Consider the following 17,370-nt stretch of genomic DNA (forward strand, 5'->3'; position numbering starts at 1 on the left):
ATGAACGATGTGCGGCTGAGCGTCAGACGCGGCGGCGCTTGCGCGGACGGCACCCGTTGTGCGGGATCGGCGTCACGTCGCGGATCGAGGTCACCATGAAGCCGGCAGCCTGCAGGGCGCGCAGAGCGGACTCACGGCCCGAACCGGGACCGCGAACCTCGACCTCGAGGGTGCGCATGCCGTGCTCGGCCGCCTTGCGGGCAGCGTCCTCGGCCGCGACCTGAGCCGCATACGGGGTCGACTTGCGCGAGCCCTTGAAGCCCATCGCACCGGCGGACGACCAGGAGATCGCGTTGCCCTGTGCGTCGGTGATGGTGATCATCGTGTTGTTGAACGTGGAGTTCACATGCGCCACGCCGGAGGAAATATTCTTTCGCTCGCGGCGGCGGACGCGCGTGGTGTCTTTAGCCATGTCTTTGTCCTTTGGTCGATCTCGTCACCGCCGTAACTCGGCGGCTCCACCGGGCCTGATTGCCAGTGAGATTACTTCTTCTTGCCGGCAATCGGCTTCGCCGGACCCTTGCGGGTGCGGGCGTTCGTATGGGTACGCTGGCCGCGCACCGGAAGACCGCGACGATGACGCAGGCCGCGGTAGCAGCCAAGGTCCATCAGACGCTTGATGTTCATGGCCGTCTCACGACGCAGGTCGCCCTCGACGATGTAGTCGCGGTCGATGGTCTCGCGGATCGCGAGCACTTCGGCGTCGGACAGCTCGTTGACGCGGCGCTCAGGAGCGATGTTCACCTTCTCGATGATCTCCGCCGCGAACTTCGCGCCAATGCCGTGAATGTACTGAAGCGCGATGACGACGCGCTTGTTGGTCGGGATATTTACACCTGCGATACGGGCCATTGCCGTCTCCATGTGAAGGGCGCGACCTCGGGATGAGGAACGTGCCAGGTTGTCCCCGCGTCCGGTGGAGCCCGGCCCTTGCGGAGGAAAGCGCAAACGCACCCGCGCCGCGCGCTTCACGCGGCCCGGATGCAGGCGTTTTGCTGGAGCCGCGAGCCTTAGCCCGCAGCTGCCACCGCGTCAAGCGCGGAATCGATCTGTGCCGAGACGTTGTCGATCGGCTTCATGCCGTCGATCCCGACCAGCTGTCCGCGGTTGCGGTAGTAGGGAGCCACGACCGCGGTGTCGCGGTTATAGGCCTCGAGGCGCTGCTTGAAGACCTCCGGATCGTCGTCCTTGCGGACCGGCTGTCCGGCGGCCTTGGCATCGGCGGCGCGCTTGATGATGCGGTCGACGAGGATCGACTGGTCGACCTCGAGCTCCAGCACCATGTCGAGCTGCATGCCCTTGCTCGCCAGCATGTGGTCGAGCGCTTCGGCCTGGGCGACCGTGCGCGGAAAGCCGTCGAGGATGAAACCCTTCTGCGCGTCCGCTTCCTCGATCCGGTCGGCGACGATGCCGATGACGATGTCGTCCGACACCAGACCGCCCGCGTCCATCACCGCCTTGGCCTTCAGGCCGACCGGCGTGCCGGCCGCAACGGCGGCGCGCAGCATGTCACCGGTGGAGAGCTGCGGAATTCCGTGCTTCTCGACCAGCCGAGCGGCCTGCGTTCCCTTGCCGGCGCCCGGCGGTCCGAGAAAAATCAACCTCATCTGCGCTTCCCCCTGAGTTTCGCCTTCTTGACAAGGCCTTCGTACTGATGCGCGAGCAGATGGCCCTGGATCTGGGAAACCGTATCCATGGTCACGCTGACGATGATCAGCAGCGAGGTGCCTCCGAAGTAGAACGGAACGCCGGTCGCGGAAATGAGGAATTCGGGTAATAGACAGACCAGGACGATGTAGATGGCACCGACCACCGTGATGCGGGTCAGCACATAATCGATGTACTGGGCGGTCCGCTCGCCCGGACGGAAGCCGGGGATGAAGCCGCCATGCTTCTTCAGGTTGTCGGCCGTGTCCGACGGATTGAACACGATGGCAGTGTAGAAGAAGCAGAAGAACACGATGAGCGCCGCATAGAGCAGCATGTAGAGCGGCTGGCCATGGCCGAGCAGCGCCGTCACCGTCGTCAGCCAGCTCGCCTCGTCACCGGTCGAGCCGAGCCCCGACAGGGTCGCCGGAACCAGCAGCAGCGAGGAGGCGAAGATCGGCGGAATGACGCCGGCGGTGTTGAGCTTCAGCGGCAGGAACGAAGTGTTGCCCTCGACCATCTGGTTGCCGACCGTGCGCTTGGGATACTTGATCAGGAGCCGTCGCTGCGCGCGCTCCATGAACACGATCAGCGCGATCACGACGATCGACAGCAGGATGATGCCGATGATGATCGGGGTGGCCAGGGCGCCCTGGCGGCCGAGCTCGAGCGTCGAGGCGATCGCCGACGGCAGGCCCGCGACGATGCCGGCGAAGATGATCAGCGAGATGCCGTTGCCGATGCCGCGGGCGGTGATCTGCTCGCCCAGCCACATCAGGAACATGGTGCCGCCGACCAGCGTGATCACCGCGGAAATGCGGAAGAACCAGCCCGGATCGACCACCACATTGGCGGCGCTCTCGAGGCCGATGGCAATGCCGTAGGCCTGGAAGGTCGCCAGAACCACCGTGCCGTAGCGGGTGTACTGGTTGATGACCTTGCGGCCCTGCTCGCCTTCCTTCTTCAGCTGTTCCAGCGAGGGAACGACCGAGGTGAGCAGCTGGATGATGATCGAGGCGGAAATGTAGGGCATGATTCCCAGCGCCAGGATCGCCATGCGCTCCACGGCACCGCCGGAAAACATGTTGAACAGCCCGACGATGCCCTGCTGCGCCTGGCCGAAGGCCTGCGCGAAGGCATCCGGATTGATCCCGGGCAGCGGCACGTAAGTGCCGAACCGATACACAAGAAGCGCACCCAGTGTGAACCAGATACGCTTCTTCAATTCCTCGGCTTTGGCGAAAGCTGAAAAGTTCAGATTAGCCGCTAGCTGTTCGGCAGCAGATGCCATTCCGGGCTCCGGTCAATTCTCGAGCAATCTGACGTGGGAAAACCCAGGCTTATTCAGCCTGGGCTCCGATAATCGTGACCTTGCCACCGGCCTTCTCGACCGCGGCAAGCGCGTTCTTGGAGGCACCGGCGACCTCGAAGGTCACACCCGCCTTCAGCTCACCATCGGAGAGCAGGCGGACGCCGTCCTTGACGCGGCGGATGACGCCAGCGGCCTTGAGGGCCTCGGCGGTCACCGTCTGGGAAGCGTCGAGCTTGCCGGCATCGATCGCGGTCTGGACACGGCCGAGCGAGACCGCGTTGAACGACTTTGCGAAGATGTTGGTGAAGCCACGCTTCGGCAGGCGACGATGCAGCGGCATCTGGCCGCCCTCGAAGCCCTTGATTGCAACGCCCGAGCGGGACTTCTGACCCTTGACACCACGGCCACCGGTCTTACCCTTGCCCGAACCAATGCCACGGCCGACGCGCATGCGCTCCTTGGTGGCACCCGGATTGTCCCGGAGTTCGTTGAGTTTCATCGTCTGTCTCCCCGCACCTTACGCGTCTTCGACGACGCGAACGAGGTGCTGAACCTTCCGGATCATGCCACGCACTTCCGGGGTATCCTTCAGCGTCGAGCGGCGGTGCATCTTGTTCAGACCGAGACCGACGAGCGTAGCCCGCTGATCCTTCGGGCGCCGAATCGGGCTACCCACCTGCTCGACCGTGACGGTCTTTTCGTTCGCCATGGAACCAAGCCTTTCTCAAGCTGGGGTCGGCAACAGCCGGGTTCAAGCCTCGGCGGCCGGAACGCTGTCGTCGATGTCGCGGCGACGCGACTGGATCTGCGAAACCTTGAGGCCGCGGCGGGCAGCAACCGAACGGGGGCTGTCTTCCTGCTTGAGGGCCTCGAAGGTGGCGCGCACCATGTTGTAGGGGTTCGCCGAACCGAGCGACTTCGCCACCACGTCCTGGACGCCGAGCGTCTCGAACACGGCGCGCATCGGGCCGCCGGCGATGATGCCGGTACCGGCCGGAGCCGCACGCAGCACGACCTTGCCGGCGCCGTGGCGGCCGTTGACGTCGTGATGCAGGGTCCGACCCTCGCGCAGAGCGACGCGGATCATCGAGCGCTTGGCAGCCTCGGTGGCCTTGCGGATCGCTTCCGGCACTTCACGCGCCTTGCCGTGACCGAAGCCGACGCGGCCCTTCTGGTCGCCGACCACGACGAGTGCGGCAAATCCGAAGCGGCGTCCGCCCTTCACGACCTTGGCGACGCGGTTGATGTGGACGAGCTTGTCGACAAACTCGCTGTCACGCTCGGCGCGATCGCCACCGCGCTCCCGTGTATCCTGTCTCGCCATAATATTCGCTTCCGTTTGTCTGTGAGCGTCTTGACGACGATCAGAATTCCAGTCCGCCCTCGCGCGCGGCGTCGGCCAGAGCCTTCACGCGCCCGTGGTACATGTAGCCGCCACGGTCGAACACGACCTTGGTGACACCGGCAGCCTTGGCGCGCTCTGCGATGAGCTTGCCGACCTCGGCCGCAGCCGAGATGTTGCCGCCGGTCTTCAGCGTGCCACGAAGATCCTTCTCGATCGTCGAGGCGGACGCCAGGGTGCAGCCCTGCGCATCGTCGATGATCTGAGCATAGATCTGCTTGGACGAACGGTGCACCGACAGACGCGGACGGCCGTTCAGAACCTTCTTGATCGAACGACGGACGCGGTCGCGGCGGCGTTCGAAGCCATTGTTTGTCTTCGCCATGATCCGGTCCGTTACTTCTTCTTGCCTTCCTTACGGACGATGAACTCGCCCGCATAGCGGATGCCCTTGCCCTTGTAGGGCTCCGGCGGCCGGTACTTGCGGATTTCCGCAGCAACCTGGCCAACGCGCTGCTTGTCGATGCCGGTGATGACGATCTCCGTCGGCTTCGGGCAAGCGGCCTCGATACCCTCGGGCATCGGATAGACCACGTCATGGGAGAAACCGAGCGCAAGCTGCAGGTTCTTGCCCTGCACCTGTGCGCGGTAACCGACGCCGGTGATCTCGAGCTTCTTCTCGAAGCCCTTGCTGACGCCCGTCACCAGGTTCTCGACCATCGTGCGGGACATGCCCCACATGGCGCGGGCAGGCTTGCTGTCCTCGCGCATCGTGATCGAAATCCCATCGTCGTTCATTTCGGCCAGAACGAGGTTGTTGAGCTCGAAGGACATCTGTCCCTTCGGGCCCTTGACCTCAACCATCTGACCGTTGATCGTTGCCGTTACCCCGCTCGGCACGGGGACTGGCTTCTTGCCAATTCGAGACATATGACCAACCTGTCCAGTTCAATTGCCTGGCGGGGCTGCCGCATCAGAAGATGCGGCAGAGAACCTCGCCACCCACGTTCTGCTCACGGGCATCGTGATCCGCCATCACGCCACGCGGCGTGGACAGAATCGAGACACCCAGGCCATTCGCGACGCGCGGGATATTCTTCACCGAAGAATACACCCGCCGACCCGGCTTCGAGACACGCTCAATGGAGCGGATCACCGGCTCGCCGTCGAAATACTTCAGCTCGATCTCGAGCTCCGACTTGCCGCCCTCGTACTCGACCATCGAATAGCCGCGGATATACCCCTCCGCGACCAAAACGTCGAGCACATGTTCACGCAGTTTCGACGCAGGCGTGGAAACCTTGCTCTTGCGCCGCATCTGGGCATTGCGAATCCGGGTGAGCATATCGCCCAAGGGATCAGAAATCGCCATCGGACCGTCTCCTTACCAGCTCGACTTCACGAGGCCCGGGACCAAACCCTTGGAGCCCAGCTCGCGAAGCGCAACGCGCGACATCTTCAGCTTGCGGTAGTAGCCGCGCGGACGGCCGGTGACTTCGCACCGGTTGCGCACGCGAATCTCCGCAGAGTTGCGCGGCAGCTTGGCAAGCTTGAGGCGCGCTGCGTAACGCTCCTCGAGCGAGAGACCTTCGTCCTTCGCCGCAGCCTTCAGTTCCGCACGCTTCTCGGCGTACTTCTTAACGAGCCGCTCGCGCCGCTTGTTCTTCTCGATCGCGCTCTTCTTCGCCATCGTCTGTCCTCGTTCTTTCCCGTTTACTTACGGAACGGGAAGTTGAACGCGCGCAGAAGCTCGCGCGCCTCGTCATCATTGTCCGCGGACGTGCACACGATCACGTCAAGGCCCCAGATCTGGTCGACCTTGTCGTAATTGATCTCCGGGAACACGATGTGCTCCTTGATGCCCATGGCGTAGTTGCCACGTCCGTCGAAGCTCTTCGCGTTCAGGCCGCGGAAGTCACGAACGCGCGGCAGCGCGATGGTGATCAGGCGGTCCAGGAACTCGTACATGCGCTCGCCACGCAGCGTGACCTTGGCGCCGAGCGGCATGCCTTCGCGCACCTTGAAGGTGGCGATGGACGTGCGGGCACGGGTGATCACCGGCTTCTGACCGGCGATCATGGCCAGGTCGTCGGCGGCGATCTTCGCCTTCTTGCTGTCCGCGACTGCTTCGCCGACGCCCATGTTGAGAACGATCTTCTCGAGCGACGGGATCTGCATCGGGTTCTTGTAGTTGAACTTCTCCTGCAGCGCCGGACGGATCTTTTCCAGATATTCCGTCTTCAGCCGCGGAGCGGTCTTGGTCTCAGCCATCGATCAGATCCCCCGAACGCTTGGCCACGCGCACCTTGGTGCCGTCTTCCTTGATCTGGAACCCGACGCGCGTCGGCTTGCCATCCTTGGGGTCGGCAAGCGCCAGGTTCGACACGTGAACCGGCAGCTCCTTCGAAACGATGCCACCTTCCGACTGGGCGGTCTGGCGCTGGTGGCGACGAACCACATTCACGCCACGCACCACAGCCTTGTTCTCGTCCGGCAGCATGCGGACGATTTCACCGGTCTTGCCCTTGTCACGACCGGTAAGCACGACGACGGTGTCGCCCTTCTTGATCTTGGCGGCCATTACAAAACCTCCGGTGCGAGCGAGATCACCTTCATGTGGTTCTTCGCACGCAGTTCACGCGGAACCGGGCCGAAGATACGGGTCCCGATCGGTTCCTTGTTGTTGTTGACCAGCACGGCCGCATTGCGGTCGAACCGGATCACGGAGCCGTCGGGCCGGCGGATATCCTTCGCCGTGCGCACAACGACCGCTTTCATCACGTCGCCCTTCTTGACGCGGCCGCGCGGATTGGCCTCCTTCACGCTGACGACGATGATGTCGCCGACGCTGGCATATTTCCGCTTCGAGCCGCCGAGCACCTTGATGCACATGACACGACGGGCGCCGGAATTGTCCGCCACGTCGAGGTTTGTTTGCATCTGAATCATGACTGGCCGCCTTATTCTTCTTTCACCGCGTCCGACACCGGACGCCGGAAGTCACGTCAGTCCGCAGTCGAACCTTCGACAACGGTCCAGGTTTTGGTCTTCGAGATCGGCGCGCATTCCTGGATGAGGACGGTGTCCCCGACCTTGTGCGCGTTGGTCTCGTCATGCGCCCGATACTTCTTCGAGCGACGAACGGTCTTCTTGTAGAGCGGGTGCGTAAAGCGGCGCTCCACGCGAACCGTCACCGTCTTTTCGTTGGCGTCGCTGACAACGACACCCTGCAGAACGCGTTTCGGCATTTCGATCTCCTTACGCGCTTGTCGCCACGCGCTTCTCGCGCATGATCGTCTGGATGCGGGCGATGTCGCGGCGCACCTGGCGGACCCGCGCCGTGTTCTCAAGCTGGCCGGTAGCCCGCTGGAAGCGCAGATTGAACTGCTCCTTCTTCAGGCTCTCGAGCTCCGTTCCCAGCTCGTCCATGGTCTTTGCCCGAACGTCTGTCGCCTTCATGGCACTAGTCTCCTGGTCGCGCCTCAGTCGGCGATACGCTGGACGAAGCGGCACTTGATCGGCAGCTTGGCTGCCGCAAGGCGCATCGCCTCACGTGCCGTATCTTCCGGCACGCCGTCGATTTCGAACATGATCCGGCCGGGCTTGACCTTGCAGGCCCAATAGTCCGGCGAACCCTTACCCTTACCCATACGGACTTCGGTCGGCTTCGACGAAACCGGCACGTCCGGGAAAATCCTGATCCAAACACGACCCGCACGCTTCATGTGACGGGTCATGGCACGACGGGCCGCCTCGATCTGGCGCGCGGTCACCCGCTCCGGCTCGACGGCCTTCAGGCCGAAGGCGCCGAAGTTGAGATCCGTACCGCCCTTGGCGGTGCCGTGGATCCGGCCCTTGTGCTGCTTGCGGAACTTCGTTCGCTTCGGTTGCAGCATCTCTTCTCTCGCTCTTTGCTTCTGTCCAAGACCCGACCGGCGCCGTTAGGCGGCGCGGCCACGCTCGCGCTCGCGGCGTCCGCCGCCCTGGTTCGTTCCGTCGCCCTCGACAGCGCGTCGCTCGGAGGCCATCGGATCGTGCTCAAGGATTTCGCCCTTGAAGATCCAGACCTTGACGCCGCAGGTGCCGTAGGCGGTGTGCGCCGTGGACACGCCGTAGTCGATGTCGGCGCGCAGCGTGTGCAGCGGCACGCGGCCTTCGCGGTACCATTCGGTACGTGCGATTTCCGCGCCACCCAGACGGCCACCGCAGTTGATGCGGATGCCCTGGGCGCCCATGCGCATCGCCGACTGAACGGCACGCTTCATGGCGCGGCGGAACGCCACGCGGCGCTCGAGCTGCTGTGCGATCGAGTCGGCCACCAGCTGGGCGTCGACCTCGGGCTTGCGCACTTCAACGATGTTGATGTGCACGTCCGAAGAGGTCATGTCGGAAAGCGCCTTGCGGAGCTTCTCGATGTCGGCGCCCTTCTTGCCGATGATCACGCCGGGACGGCCGGAATGGACCGTGACGCGGCACTTGCGGTGCGGGCGCTCGACGACGACCTTGGACACGGCCGCCTGCTTGAGGGCCTTGAGGATGTACTCGCGGATGCGGAAATCCTCGTGCAGCAGCTTGCCGTACTCGCCCTTGTCCGCGTACCAGCGCGAATCCCAGGTGCGATTGATGCCAAGCCGCAGGCCGATCGGATTAACTTTCTGTCCCATCAGGCAGTCTCCTCGACTTCGCGGACGACGATGGTCAGGTTCGAAAACGGCTTCTCGATCCGACCGACACGGCCACGAGCACGCGCCTGGAACCGCTTGATCACGAAAGCCTTGCCGACATGCGCCTCGGCGACGACAAGGCTGTCGACGTCGAGATCGTGGTTGTTCTCGGCATTGGCGATCGCCGACATCAGCGTCTTCTTGACGTCGTCGGAGATCCGCTTGCGCGAGAAGGTGAGGTCGGCGAGAGCCTTCTCGACCTTTTGGCCGCGGATCGTAGCCGCGACGAGGTTGAGCTTGCGCGGCGAGACCCGCAGCATCCGGGCGACCGCCTTCGCCTCGTTATCGGCGAGCGCGCGCCCGCCCTTCGGCTTGCCCATCGTTACTTCCTCTTCGCCTTCTTGTCAGCGCCGTGGCCGTAATAGGTCCGGGTCGGCGAGAACTCGCCGAACTTGTGACCGATCATGTCCTCGGACACCAGAACCGGAACGTGCTTCTGACCATTGTAGACGCCGAAGGTAAGACCGACGAACTGCGGCAGGATGGTCGAGCGCCGGCTCCACATCTTGATGACTTCGTTGCGACCCGAGGCGCGGACCTTCTCTGCCTTCTTCAGCAGAAAGCCGTCGACGAACGGGCCTTTCCAAACAGAACGTGCCATTCCAGGCCCCTCTTACTTCTTGCGCGCGTGGCGGCTGCGGACGATGAACTTGTCCGTGGCCTTGTTGCGACGCGTGCGCTTGCCCTTGGTCGGCTTGCCCCACGGGGTGACCGGATGACGGCCACCAGAGGTGCGGCCCTCGCCACCACCATGCGGGTGGTCGACCGGGTTCATCGCGACACCGCGAACGTGCGGGCGACGACCCATCCAGCGCGAGCGGCCGGCCTTGCCGAGGTTGATGTTGCCATGGTCCTGGTTGGACACGGCGCCGATCGAGGCCATGCAGGTGCCGAGAATGCGGCGCTGCTCACCAGACTGCAGGCGGACCGTGGTGTAACCCTGGTCACGGCCGACGATCTGGGCATACGCACCGGCGGAACGGGCCACCTGGCCGCCCTTGCCCGGCTTCAGCTCGACATTGTGCACGATCGTGCCGACCGGGATCGATGCCAACGGCATCGCGTTGCCCGGCTTCACGTCGACGAGCTTGCCCGACACGACCTTGTCGCCAACGGCCAGGCGCTGCGGCGCCAGGATGTAAGCGAGCTCACCGTCCTCATACTTGATGAGAGCGATGAAGGCGGTCCGGTTCGGATCGTACTCGATCCGCTCGACGGTCGCGAAAATGTCGGCCTTGGTCCGCTTGAAGTCGATCAGACGATAACGGCGCTTGTGGCCGCCACCGCGGTTCGGCGACGTCGTGCGGCCCATGTTGTTGCGGCCGCCCGTCTTCGACAGGCCTTCCGTCAGCGTCTTGACCGGCTTGCCCTTGTAGAGGGTCGAGCGGTCGACCATCACCAGCTGGCGACGGCCGGGCGACGTCGGATTAAAGGTCTTGAGTGCCATCTTTCCTTCTCCGCCCTCAGAGTCCGGTGGTGACGTCGATGGACTGGCCATCGGCAAGCGTCACGACCGCCTTCTTGACGTCGGACTGCTGGCCGAGACGACCGCGGAAGCGCTTCGCCTTGCCCTTGCGGACCAGGGTGTTCACTGCCGTGACCTTGACGCCGAACAGCGCCTCGACTGCCGCCTTGATCTCGGGCTTGGTCGCCGTCGGGGAGACGTTGAACACGACCTTGTTCTGCTCCGAAGCGAAGGTCGCCTTCTCGGTAATCACCGGGGAAACGACCGTGTCGTAGTGCTTCAGGTTGGTCATTTGAACCGCTCCTCGAGAGCCGTCACCGCCGACTTGGTCAGCACCAGCTTCTCACGACGCAGGATGTCATAGACATTCAGGCCTTCGACGGGCAGCAGGTCGATCGCCGGGATGTTGCGCGAGGCGAGGCGGAAGTTCGCATCGATCTCGCTGCCGTCCACGACGAGCGCGTTGCTCAGGCCCAGGTTCGCCAGACGCGCGGCCAGAGCCTTGGTCTTGGCTTCCTCGGCGCTCGCCACGTCGACGATGATCAGGCCGTCGGCCTTGAACTTCGCAGACAGGGCATGACGCAGGCCGAGGGCGCGAACCTTCTTCGGCAGGTCGTGAGCGTGGCTGCGCACGACCGGGCCATGAGCCTTACCACCGCCGCGGAACTGCGGGGCCTTCTTGTTGCCGTGACGTGCACCGCCCGAGCCCTTCTGGCGGACGAACTTCTTCGTCGAGCCAGAGACTTCCGAGCGCTGCTGCGCCTTGTGGGTACCGGCCTGGCGCTTGGCGAGCTGCCAACGCACGACGCGGTGGATCAGGTCGGTGCGCGGATCGAGACCGAAGATCTCGTCCGACACCGTGATCGAACCGGCGGCGGCCCCGTCCAGGGTCTTCACCTCAAGTTCCATCACTCGCTCTCCTTCTCGACCGCAGCCTCAGCCGCGGAAGCGCGGAACGCACCCGGCATCGGCACGCCATCCGGCAGGGCCTTCTTGACGGCATCGCGAACCACGATCCAGCCACCCTTCGAACCCGGGACAGCGCCCTGGATCATGATCAGGCCGCGCTCCGGATCGGTGCGGACGATCTTCAGGTTCTGCGTGGTCACCTGCTCGGCGCCCATGTGACCGGCCATCTTCTTACCCTTGAAGACCTTGCCCGGATCCTGGCACTGACCGATCGAACCATGCGAACGGTGCGAAATCGACACACCGTGCGAGGCGCGCAGGCCACCGAAGTTGTGACGCTTCATGGCACCGGCGAAGCCCTTACCGATCGAGGTGCCCGTGACGTCCACGAACTGGCCCTCGACGAAGTGGTCGGCCGTGATCTCCGCACCCACCTCGATCACGTTCTCCGAGGAGACGCGGAACTCGGCAAGCTTGCGCTTCGGCTCGACGCTGGCAACGGCGAAATGTCCGCGCATGGCCTTCGACGTATTCTTCACCTTGGCCAGACCGGCGCCGACCTGCAGCGCGACATAGCCATTCTTTTCTTCCGTCCGGTGGGCAACAACCTGACAGTTTTCGAGCTTCAGCACCGTCACCGGCACATGCTCACCCGCATCGTTATAGATGCGCGTCATACCCACCTTCTGTGCGATCACTCCAGAACGCATCGGCGTGTCCCCTTGTGAGCGCCTTACAGCTTGATCTCGACGTCGACACCGGCCGCGAGGTCGAGCTTCATGAGCGCGTCCACGGTCTGCGGCGTCGGATCAACGATGTCGAGGAGGCGCTTGTGAGTGCGCATCTCGAACTGATCACGGCTTTTCTTGTCGATATGCGGACCACGAAGCACGGTGTACTTCTCGATCCGCGTGGGCAGCGGCACCGGGCCGCGCACTTGTGCACCGGTCCGTTTCGCCGTGTTGACGATCTCACGGGTCGACGCATCGAGAACCCGATGGTCAAACGCCTTGAGACGGATCCGAATGTTCTGACCGTTCATCTCTCAATCCCCGAGCGGGACGGCGGAACGGTTATCCGTTCCGCCTTGTTGGTTACTTGATGATGGAGGCGACGACGCCGGCGCCGACGGTACGGCCGCCCTCGCGGATAGCGAAGCGCAGACCCTCTTCCATCGCGATCGGCACGATCAGCTCGACCTCGACCGACACGTTGTCGCCCGGCATCACCATCTCCGTGCCTTCCGGCAGCGTCACCACGCCCGTCACGTCCGTCGTGCGGAAGTAGAACTGCGGGCGGTAGTTGGTGAAGAACGGAGTGTGGCGGCCACCCTCTTCCTTCGTCAGGATGTAGGCCTCGGCCTTGAACTTCGTGTGCGGCGTCACCGAACCCGGCTTGCACAGCACCTGGCCACGCTCCACGTCCTCACGGCCGACGCCGCGGATCAGAGCGCCGATGTTGTCGCCGGCCTGGCCCTGGTCCAGAAGCTTGCGGAACATCTCGACGCCGGTCACCGTCGTCTTCTTGGTGTCGCGGATGCCGACGATCTCGACTTCCTCGCCGACCTTCACGATGCCGCGCTCGACGCGGCCGGTCACCACCGTGCCACGACCCGAGATCGAGAACACGTCCTCGATCGGCATCAGGAACGGCATGTCGACCGGACGCTCCGGCGTCGGGATGTAGTCGTCGACCGAAGCCATCAGCTCGCGGATCTTCGTCTCGCCGATCGCATCGTCACGACCCTCGAGAGCGGCAAGAGCCGAACCCGCAACGATCGGAATGTCGTCGCCCGGGAACTCGTAGGACGAAAGCAGCTCGCGCACTTCCATCTCGACCAGCTCGAGCAGCTCGGCGTCGTCGACCTGGTCGACCTTGTTCAGGAACACCACCAGAGCCGGCACGCCGACCTGACGGGCCAGAAGGATGTGCTCGCGGGTCTGCGGCATCGGGCCGTCGGCCGCCGAGCACACCAGGATCGCGCCGTCCATCTGCGCCGCACCCGTGATCATGTTCTTCACGTAGTCGGCGTGGCCCGGGCAGTCCACGTGGGCGTAGTGGCGGTTCTCGGTCTCGTACTCGACGTGTGCCGTCGAGATCGTGATGCCGCGAGCCCGCTCCTCGGGAGCAGCGTCGATCTGGTCGTACGCCTTGAACTCACCGAAAAACTTCGTGATCGCCGCCGTCAGCGTCGTCTTGCCATGGTCGACGTGGCCGATCGTGCCAATGTTCACGTGCGGCTTCGTCCGCTCAAACTTTGCTTTCGCCATCGGATTTCTCCGTACCTTGTTTATTCAGTTGATGTGGCGTTGACGGCAATCAGGCGTACTTGGCCTGAACTTCCTGCGCGACAGCCTGCGGAACCTGCTCGTAGTGGTCGAACACCATCGAGTACTGGGCACGTCCCTGCGACATCGAGCGCAGGTTGTTGACGTAACCGAACATGTTGGCCAGCGGCACCATGGCGTTCACCGCGGTGACGACACCGCGATTCTCGGTGCCGGTGATCTGGCCACGACGGGAGTTCAGATCGCCGATGACGTCGCCCATGTAGTCTTCAGGCGTAACCACCTCGACCTTCATGATCGGCTCGAGCAGCTTCGGCGCGGCCTTCTGAATGGCCTCACGGAAACCGGCACGGGCCGCGATCTCGAACGCCAGCACCGAGGAGTCGACGTCGTGGTAGGCACCATCGATGAGGGTGGCCTTGATGTCGACCATCGGGAAGCCGGCCAGCGGGCCCGAGGACATGACGCTCTCGATACCCTTGGTGACGCCCGGGATGTACTCCTTCGGGACCGAACCACCCACGATCGTGCTCTGGAACGCGTAACCGGCACCCGGGTCGTTCGGCTCGATCACCAGCTTGATGCGGGCGAACTGGCCCGTACCGCCGGTCTGCTTCTTGTGGGTGTAGTCGACTTCCGCCTGACGGGTGATCGTCTCGCGGTAGGCAACCTGCGGCGCACCGATGTTCGCCTCGACCTTGAACTCGCGCTTCATGCGGTCGACGATGATGTCGAGATGAAGCTCGCCCATGCCGGCGATGATCGTCTGGCCGGACTCTTCGTCGGTCTTGACGCGGAAGGACGGATCCTCGGCAGCCAGGCGGTTCAGGGCCAGGCCCATCTTCTCCTGGTCGCCCTTGGTCTTCGGCTCGACGGCGATCTCGATGACCGGATCCGGGAACTCCATGCGCTCCAGGATGACCGGCTTCAGCGGGTCGCACAGCGTATCGCCAGTGGTCGTGTCCTTCAGGCCGGCGATGGCAACGATGTCGCCAGCGTAAGCCACGTCGATGTCCTCACGCGAATTCGCGTGCATCTGCATCATGCGGCCGACGCGCTCCTTCTTCTCCTTCACGGTGTTCTGGAGAGACACGCCCTTGTTCAGGACGCCGGAGTAGATGCGGCAGAAGGTCAGCGAACCGACGAACGGGTCGTTGGCGATCTTGAAGGCCAGCATGGAGAGCGGCTCTTCGTCGCCCGACTTGCGGAGGGTCTCGGTCTCGGTCTTCGGGTCGATACCCTTGATCGCCGGAACCTCGATCGGGCTCGGCAGGTAGTCGACGACGCCGTCCAGCAGGGGCTGCACGCCCTTGTTCTTGAACGCCGAACCGCAGAACACCGGAACGAACTCGCTGTTGATGGTGCCCTTGCGGATGAGCGCCTTCAGGCCCTCGACCGTCGGCTCCTCACCCTCGAGATAGGCCTCCATCGCGGCCTCGTCGGCCTCGACAGCGGTCTCGATCATCAGGTCGCGGTATTCCTGGGCCTTGTCGGCCAGGTCAGCCGGGATCTCGACCTCGTCCCAGGCAGCGCCGAGGGACTCGTCGCGCCAGATCAGGGCCTTCATCTTGATCAGGTCGACGACGCCGGCGAACTCGCTCTCAGCACCCACCGGGAGCTGCATGACGAGCGGCTTGGCACCGAGACGCGACTTGATCATGTCGACGCAGCGGTAGAAGTCCGCGCCGAGCTTGTCCATCTTGTTGACGAAGATCATGCGCGGGACATGATACTTGTCGGCCTGACGCCAGACGGTCTCGGTCTGCGGCTCGACACCGGCGTTGGCATCGAGAAGGGCAACCGCGCCGTCGAGCACGCGCAGGGACCGCTCCACCTCAATGGTGAAGTCGACGTGACCCGGCGTGTCGATGATGTTCAGGCGCTTGTTGTTCCAGAACGCAGTGGTGGCAGCGGACGTGATCGTGATGCCACGCTCCTGCTCCTGCTCCATCCAGTCCATCGTGGCGGCGCCGTCATGGACTTCGCCGATCTTGTGGCTCTTGCCGGTGTAGAAGAGAATCCGCTCGGTCGTCGTGGTCTTGCCCGCATCGATGTGGGCCATGATGCCGAAATTGCGGTAGTCTTCGATCTTGTGAGTGCGCGACATGATGTCAGCCTCTCCGGTCCGGATTACCAGCGATAGTGCGAGAACGCGCGGTTGGCTTCCGCCATCCGGTGCGTGTCTTCGCGCTTCTTGACGGCGGAACCGCGGTTGTTGGCGGCATCCAGCAGCTCGCCGGACAGACGATCAACCATCGTCGTCTCGTTGCGATTGCGGGCAGCCGTGATCAGCCAGCGGATGGCCAGAGCCTGGCGACGGTCCGCACGGACCTCGACCGGAACCTGGTAGGTCGCACCACCGACGCGGCGCGAGCGAACCTCGACCTGCGGCATGACGTTGTCGAGAGCGGCGTGGAACACCTCGACCGGGTTCTGACGAACCTTGCCCTCGATGATCTCGAACGCGCCGTAGACGATCCGCTCGGCGGCCGACTTCTTACCATGGTACATGATCGAGTTCATGAACTTGGTGACGACGTTGTCCCCGAACTTCGGATCGGGAATGATTTCGCGCTTTTCAGCCTTGTGACGGCGTGACATGGCAGATCCTCAGACCTTGACTTTCCAAAGTACCAGCCCGGGGCTGGCCTTTTTGCGCTTGCAGGAACCGTTATCGGCCCCAACTCCGTTACGTTCCGCCTCAGGCGCAACGCGAATATCTCACCCGCCCGCTTGAACGGACGGAAAGGCGGGGCGATCGCACAGCCAGAACAAAGGTTCCGACCACACAGATCCCGCAGGACATGCGGAATCGCGCCTGTTCCCGCGGATAACGGGAAAGGCGCCGCCAATCGAGAGGACCACCCGGAAGCGGTCATGCATACGATATTTTTTCGCCTCGTAATCCCAGCAGCGTTTAAGCCAACCTGTGTCCAACGCTTGGCGCATCGAACGAAAAGCCGCTTACCGCCTGCTCTCGGGATGCGCGGAACCTACAGACAGGCCGGCCCTGCGTCAAGTCCGGCGTGGAACAATTTGCCAGGAGCGGCCCGCGCGGCGGCCGGGCGCAATTTACGCCTCCAAAGCCACCGTTTGCGCAATGAGTGAAACGAATTCGAGCAACGGGCGGAATATTAGTACTCACCCTCGCGGCGCCACTCTTGCGACCGGGCGGATGGCGAACGCTGCTCCGCCTCCTCCCCCTGCCAAGCGGCTCTTTCGTTTACGCTTTATCAACCCGGATCCGCCGCAGTCGAAGAGATTCTCTGTCCGGATTCGCCGAAGGCCGGCGCGAGCTGCGCAAACCGATTCCCTGTCGGGGCATCAGGCCCGGTAGGCGATGACCGCGACCTCCCCGGCAAGCGCATCCTCATAGGCCTGCTCGAAGGTCGGATCGTCCGGCTCTTCCAGGATGACGCCGATCTGGTCGAGCGAGGCTTCTGCGAACCCCTGCCCCTTCAGCGCCTCGAGCGCCAGACGGACGGCACTGTCCTCGTCCGCGGCACGCAGCAGGATGTTGACCGGGATCGCCGCCTCGGGCGTACCGATGTCCCCTTCCCTTGCATGACCCAAAATGATGTAGACGGTCGGAGCATCCGCCTGGTCGCGATACTGGGACGCCATCTCGCCTCTCCTCACATCTGGCCGCCGGCAGCGCCGGCGCGTATCGATCACTCGCCAAA

Annotated in this window: 29 protein-coding genes; all 29 read right to left on the bottom strand. The window is 63.6% G+C overall.

Going from position 1 to position 17,370, the window contains the following annotated elements; all coding sequences use genetic code 11:
• Positions 1 to 22: 22 nt before the first annotated feature.
• The 29 genes from rpsK to BBX35_RS04580 all read right to left on the bottom strand — a co-directional run bounded on the left by rpsK (position 23) and on the right by BBX35_RS04580 (position 17,311).
• Positions 23 to 412: a 30S ribosomal protein S11 gene (gene rpsK / locus BBX35_RS04440; RefSeq protein WP_067216467.1), complete on the bottom strand. Its 390-nt coding sequence runs from the start codon at positions 410 to 412 to the stop codon at positions 23 to 25.
• Between the two features lie 71 nt (positions 413 to 483).
• Positions 484 to 852, bottom strand: a complete 369-nt coding sequence (gene rpsM, locus BBX35_RS04445) for a 30S ribosomal protein S13 (protein WP_067216470.1) — start codon at positions 850 to 852, stop codon at positions 484 to 486.
• A 158-nt stretch (positions 853 to 1,010) separates the two neighbouring features.
• The gene (locus tag BBX35_RS04450) at positions 1,011 to 1,607 is read right to left on the bottom strand and encodes an adenylate kinase (RefSeq protein ID WP_067216472.1); all 597 of its coding nucleotides are present in this window, start codon (positions 1,605 to 1,607) and stop codon (positions 1,011 to 1,013) included.
• A complete protein-coding gene (gene secY / locus BBX35_RS04455; protein WP_067216475.1) occupies positions 1,604 to 2,938 on the bottom strand; it encodes a preprotein translocase subunit SecY in 1,335 nt (444 codons plus the stop codon). The genes BBX35_RS04450 and secY overlap by 4 nt, the downstream gene beginning before the upstream one ends.
• Positions 2,939 to 2,987: 49 nt before the next feature.
• Positions 2,988 to 3,458: a 50S ribosomal protein L15 gene (rplO, locus tag BBX35_RS04460; RefSeq protein WP_067216477.1), complete on the bottom strand. Its 471-nt coding sequence runs from the start codon at positions 3,456 to 3,458 to the stop codon at positions 2,988 to 2,990.
• 18 nt (positions 3,459 to 3,476) lie between these two features.
• On the bottom strand, positions 3,477 to 3,668 hold the full coding sequence (gene rpmD / locus BBX35_RS04465) for a 50S ribosomal protein L30 (RefSeq protein WP_067216479.1): 192 nt from the start codon (positions 3,666 to 3,668) through the stop codon (positions 3,477 to 3,479).
• Between the two features lie 42 nt (positions 3,669 to 3,710).
• On the bottom strand, positions 3,711 to 4,283 hold the full coding sequence (rpsE, locus tag BBX35_RS04470) for a 30S ribosomal protein S5 (protein ID WP_067216481.1): 573 nt from the start codon (positions 4,281 to 4,283) through the stop codon (positions 3,711 to 3,713).
• A gap of 40 nt (positions 4,284 to 4,323) precedes the next feature.
• Positions 4,324 to 4,686 carry a 50S ribosomal protein L18 gene (rplR, locus tag BBX35_RS04475; RefSeq protein ID WP_067216483.1) on the bottom strand — a complete coding sequence of 121 codons (363 nt, stop codon included), beginning with the start codon at positions 4,684 to 4,686 and terminating at the stop codon, positions 4,324 to 4,326.
• Between the two features lie 11 nt (positions 4,687 to 4,697).
• A complete protein-coding gene (gene rplF, locus BBX35_RS04480) occupies positions 4,698 to 5,231 on the bottom strand; it encodes a 50S ribosomal protein L6 (protein ID WP_067216485.1) in 534 nt (177 codons plus the stop codon).
• A 43-nt stretch (positions 5,232 to 5,274) separates the two neighbouring features.
• A complete protein-coding gene (gene rpsH / locus BBX35_RS04485) occupies positions 5,275 to 5,673 on the bottom strand; it encodes a 30S ribosomal protein S8 (protein WP_067216487.1) in 399 nt (132 codons plus the stop codon).
• 12 nt (positions 5,674 to 5,685) lie between these two features.
• On the bottom strand, positions 5,686 to 5,991 hold the full coding sequence (rpsN, locus tag BBX35_RS04490; RefSeq protein WP_067216490.1) for a 30S ribosomal protein S14: 306 nt from the start codon (positions 5,989 to 5,991) through the stop codon (positions 5,686 to 5,688).
• Between the two features lie 23 nt (positions 5,992 to 6,014).
• Positions 6,015 to 6,572 carry a 50S ribosomal protein L5 gene (gene rplE / locus BBX35_RS04495; protein ID WP_067216492.1) on the bottom strand — a complete coding sequence of 186 codons (558 nt, stop codon included), beginning with the start codon at positions 6,570 to 6,572 and terminating at the stop codon, positions 6,015 to 6,017.
• Complete coding sequence (rplX, locus tag BBX35_RS04500) at positions 6,565 to 6,882, bottom strand: 50S ribosomal protein L24 (RefSeq protein WP_067216494.1); 318 nt, start codon at positions 6,880 to 6,882, stop codon at positions 6,565 to 6,567. Before rplX ends, rplE begins: the two co-directional genes overlap by 8 nt.
• Complete coding sequence (gene rplN / locus BBX35_RS04505; protein WP_067216497.1) at positions 6,882 to 7,250, bottom strand: 50S ribosomal protein L14; 369 nt, start codon at positions 7,248 to 7,250, stop codon at positions 6,882 to 6,884. Before rplN ends, rplX begins: the two co-directional genes overlap by 1 nt.
• Positions 7,251 to 7,306: 56 nt before the next feature.
• A complete protein-coding gene (gene rpsQ / locus BBX35_RS04510) occupies positions 7,307 to 7,549 on the bottom strand; it encodes a 30S ribosomal protein S17 (RefSeq protein WP_067216498.1) in 243 nt (80 codons plus the stop codon).
• A 10-nt stretch (positions 7,550 to 7,559) separates the two neighbouring features.
• Positions 7,560 to 7,760 carry a 50S ribosomal protein L29 gene (gene rpmC, locus BBX35_RS04515; RefSeq protein ID WP_067216501.1) on the bottom strand — a complete coding sequence of 67 codons (201 nt, stop codon included), beginning with the start codon at positions 7,758 to 7,760 and terminating at the stop codon, positions 7,560 to 7,562.
• Between the two features lie 23 nt (positions 7,761 to 7,783).
• Positions 7,784 to 8,197 (bottom strand): 50S ribosomal protein L16, encoded by a 414-nt coding sequence (gene rplP, locus BBX35_RS04520; RefSeq protein WP_067216503.1) that lies wholly within the window; start codon positions 8,195 to 8,197, stop codon positions 7,784 to 7,786.
• A gap of 45 nt (positions 8,198 to 8,242) precedes the next feature.
• Positions 8,243 to 8,965, bottom strand: a complete 723-nt coding sequence (gene rpsC / locus BBX35_RS04525) for a 30S ribosomal protein S3 (RefSeq protein WP_067216505.1) — start codon at positions 8,963 to 8,965, stop codon at positions 8,243 to 8,245.
• Positions 8,965 to 9,345, bottom strand: a complete 381-nt coding sequence (gene rplV / locus BBX35_RS04530) for a 50S ribosomal protein L22 (protein ID WP_067216508.1) — start codon at positions 9,343 to 9,345, stop codon at positions 8,965 to 8,967. The genes rpsC and rplV overlap by 1 nt, the downstream gene beginning before the upstream one ends.
• A 2-nt stretch (positions 9,346 to 9,347) precedes the next feature.
• Positions 9,348 to 9,626 carry a 30S ribosomal protein S19 gene (gene rpsS, locus BBX35_RS04535; RefSeq protein WP_067216510.1) on the bottom strand — a complete coding sequence of 93 codons (279 nt, stop codon included), beginning with the start codon at positions 9,624 to 9,626 and terminating at the stop codon, positions 9,348 to 9,350.
• A 12-nt stretch (positions 9,627 to 9,638) separates the two neighbouring features.
• Positions 9,639 to 10,472: a 50S ribosomal protein L2 gene (rplB, locus tag BBX35_RS04540; RefSeq protein WP_067216512.1), complete on the bottom strand. Its 834-nt coding sequence runs from the start codon at positions 10,470 to 10,472 to the stop codon at positions 9,639 to 9,641.
• A gap of 16 nt (positions 10,473 to 10,488) precedes the next feature.
• Positions 10,489 to 10,782 carry a 50S ribosomal protein L23 gene (locus BBX35_RS04545; protein WP_067216514.1) on the bottom strand — a complete coding sequence of 98 codons (294 nt, stop codon included), beginning with the start codon at positions 10,780 to 10,782 and terminating at the stop codon, positions 10,489 to 10,491.
• Positions 10,779 to 11,399, bottom strand: a complete 621-nt coding sequence (rplD, locus tag BBX35_RS04550; protein ID WP_067216517.1) for a 50S ribosomal protein L4 — start codon at positions 11,397 to 11,399, stop codon at positions 10,779 to 10,781. Before rplD ends, BBX35_RS04545 begins: the two co-directional genes overlap by 4 nt.
• Positions 11,399 to 12,109 carry a 50S ribosomal protein L3 gene (rplC, locus tag BBX35_RS04555; protein WP_067216520.1) on the bottom strand — a complete coding sequence of 237 codons (711 nt, stop codon included), beginning with the start codon at positions 12,107 to 12,109 and terminating at the stop codon, positions 11,399 to 11,401. Before rplC ends, rplD begins: the two co-directional genes overlap by 1 nt.
• Before the next feature lie 23 nt (positions 12,110 to 12,132).
• Entirely contained in the window at positions 12,133 to 12,441 is a 309-nt protein-coding gene (gene rpsJ, locus BBX35_RS04560; protein ID WP_067216522.1) for a 30S ribosomal protein S10, read from the bottom strand.
• Positions 12,442 to 12,493: 52 nt separating this feature from the next.
• Entirely contained in the window at positions 12,494 to 13,669 is a 1,176-nt protein-coding gene (gene tuf, locus BBX35_RS04565) for an elongation factor Tu (protein WP_067216525.1), read from the bottom strand.
• A gap of 49 nt (positions 13,670 to 13,718) precedes the next feature.
• Positions 13,719 to 15,794, bottom strand: a complete 2,076-nt coding sequence (fusA, locus tag BBX35_RS04570; RefSeq protein WP_067216528.1) for an elongation factor G — start codon at positions 15,792 to 15,794, stop codon at positions 13,719 to 13,721.
• Positions 15,795 to 15,817: 23 nt separating this feature from the next.
• Positions 15,818 to 16,288: a 30S ribosomal protein S7 gene (gene rpsG, locus BBX35_RS04575; RefSeq protein ID WP_067216531.1), complete on the bottom strand. Its 471-nt coding sequence runs from the start codon at positions 16,286 to 16,288 to the stop codon at positions 15,818 to 15,820.
• 723 nt (positions 16,289 to 17,011) lie between these two features.
• Positions 17,012 to 17,311 carry a regulator gene (locus BBX35_RS04580; RefSeq protein ID WP_067216532.1) on the bottom strand — a complete coding sequence of 100 codons (300 nt, stop codon included), beginning with the start codon at positions 17,309 to 17,311 and terminating at the stop codon, positions 17,012 to 17,014.
• Between the last annotated feature and the right edge of the window lie 59 nt (positions 17,312 to 17,370).

The sequence above is a fragment of the Stappia indica genome, from assembly GCF_001696535.1.
GTDB classification, from domain to species: Bacteria; Pseudomonadota; Alphaproteobacteria; order Rhizobiales; family Stappiaceae; genus Stappia; species Stappia indica.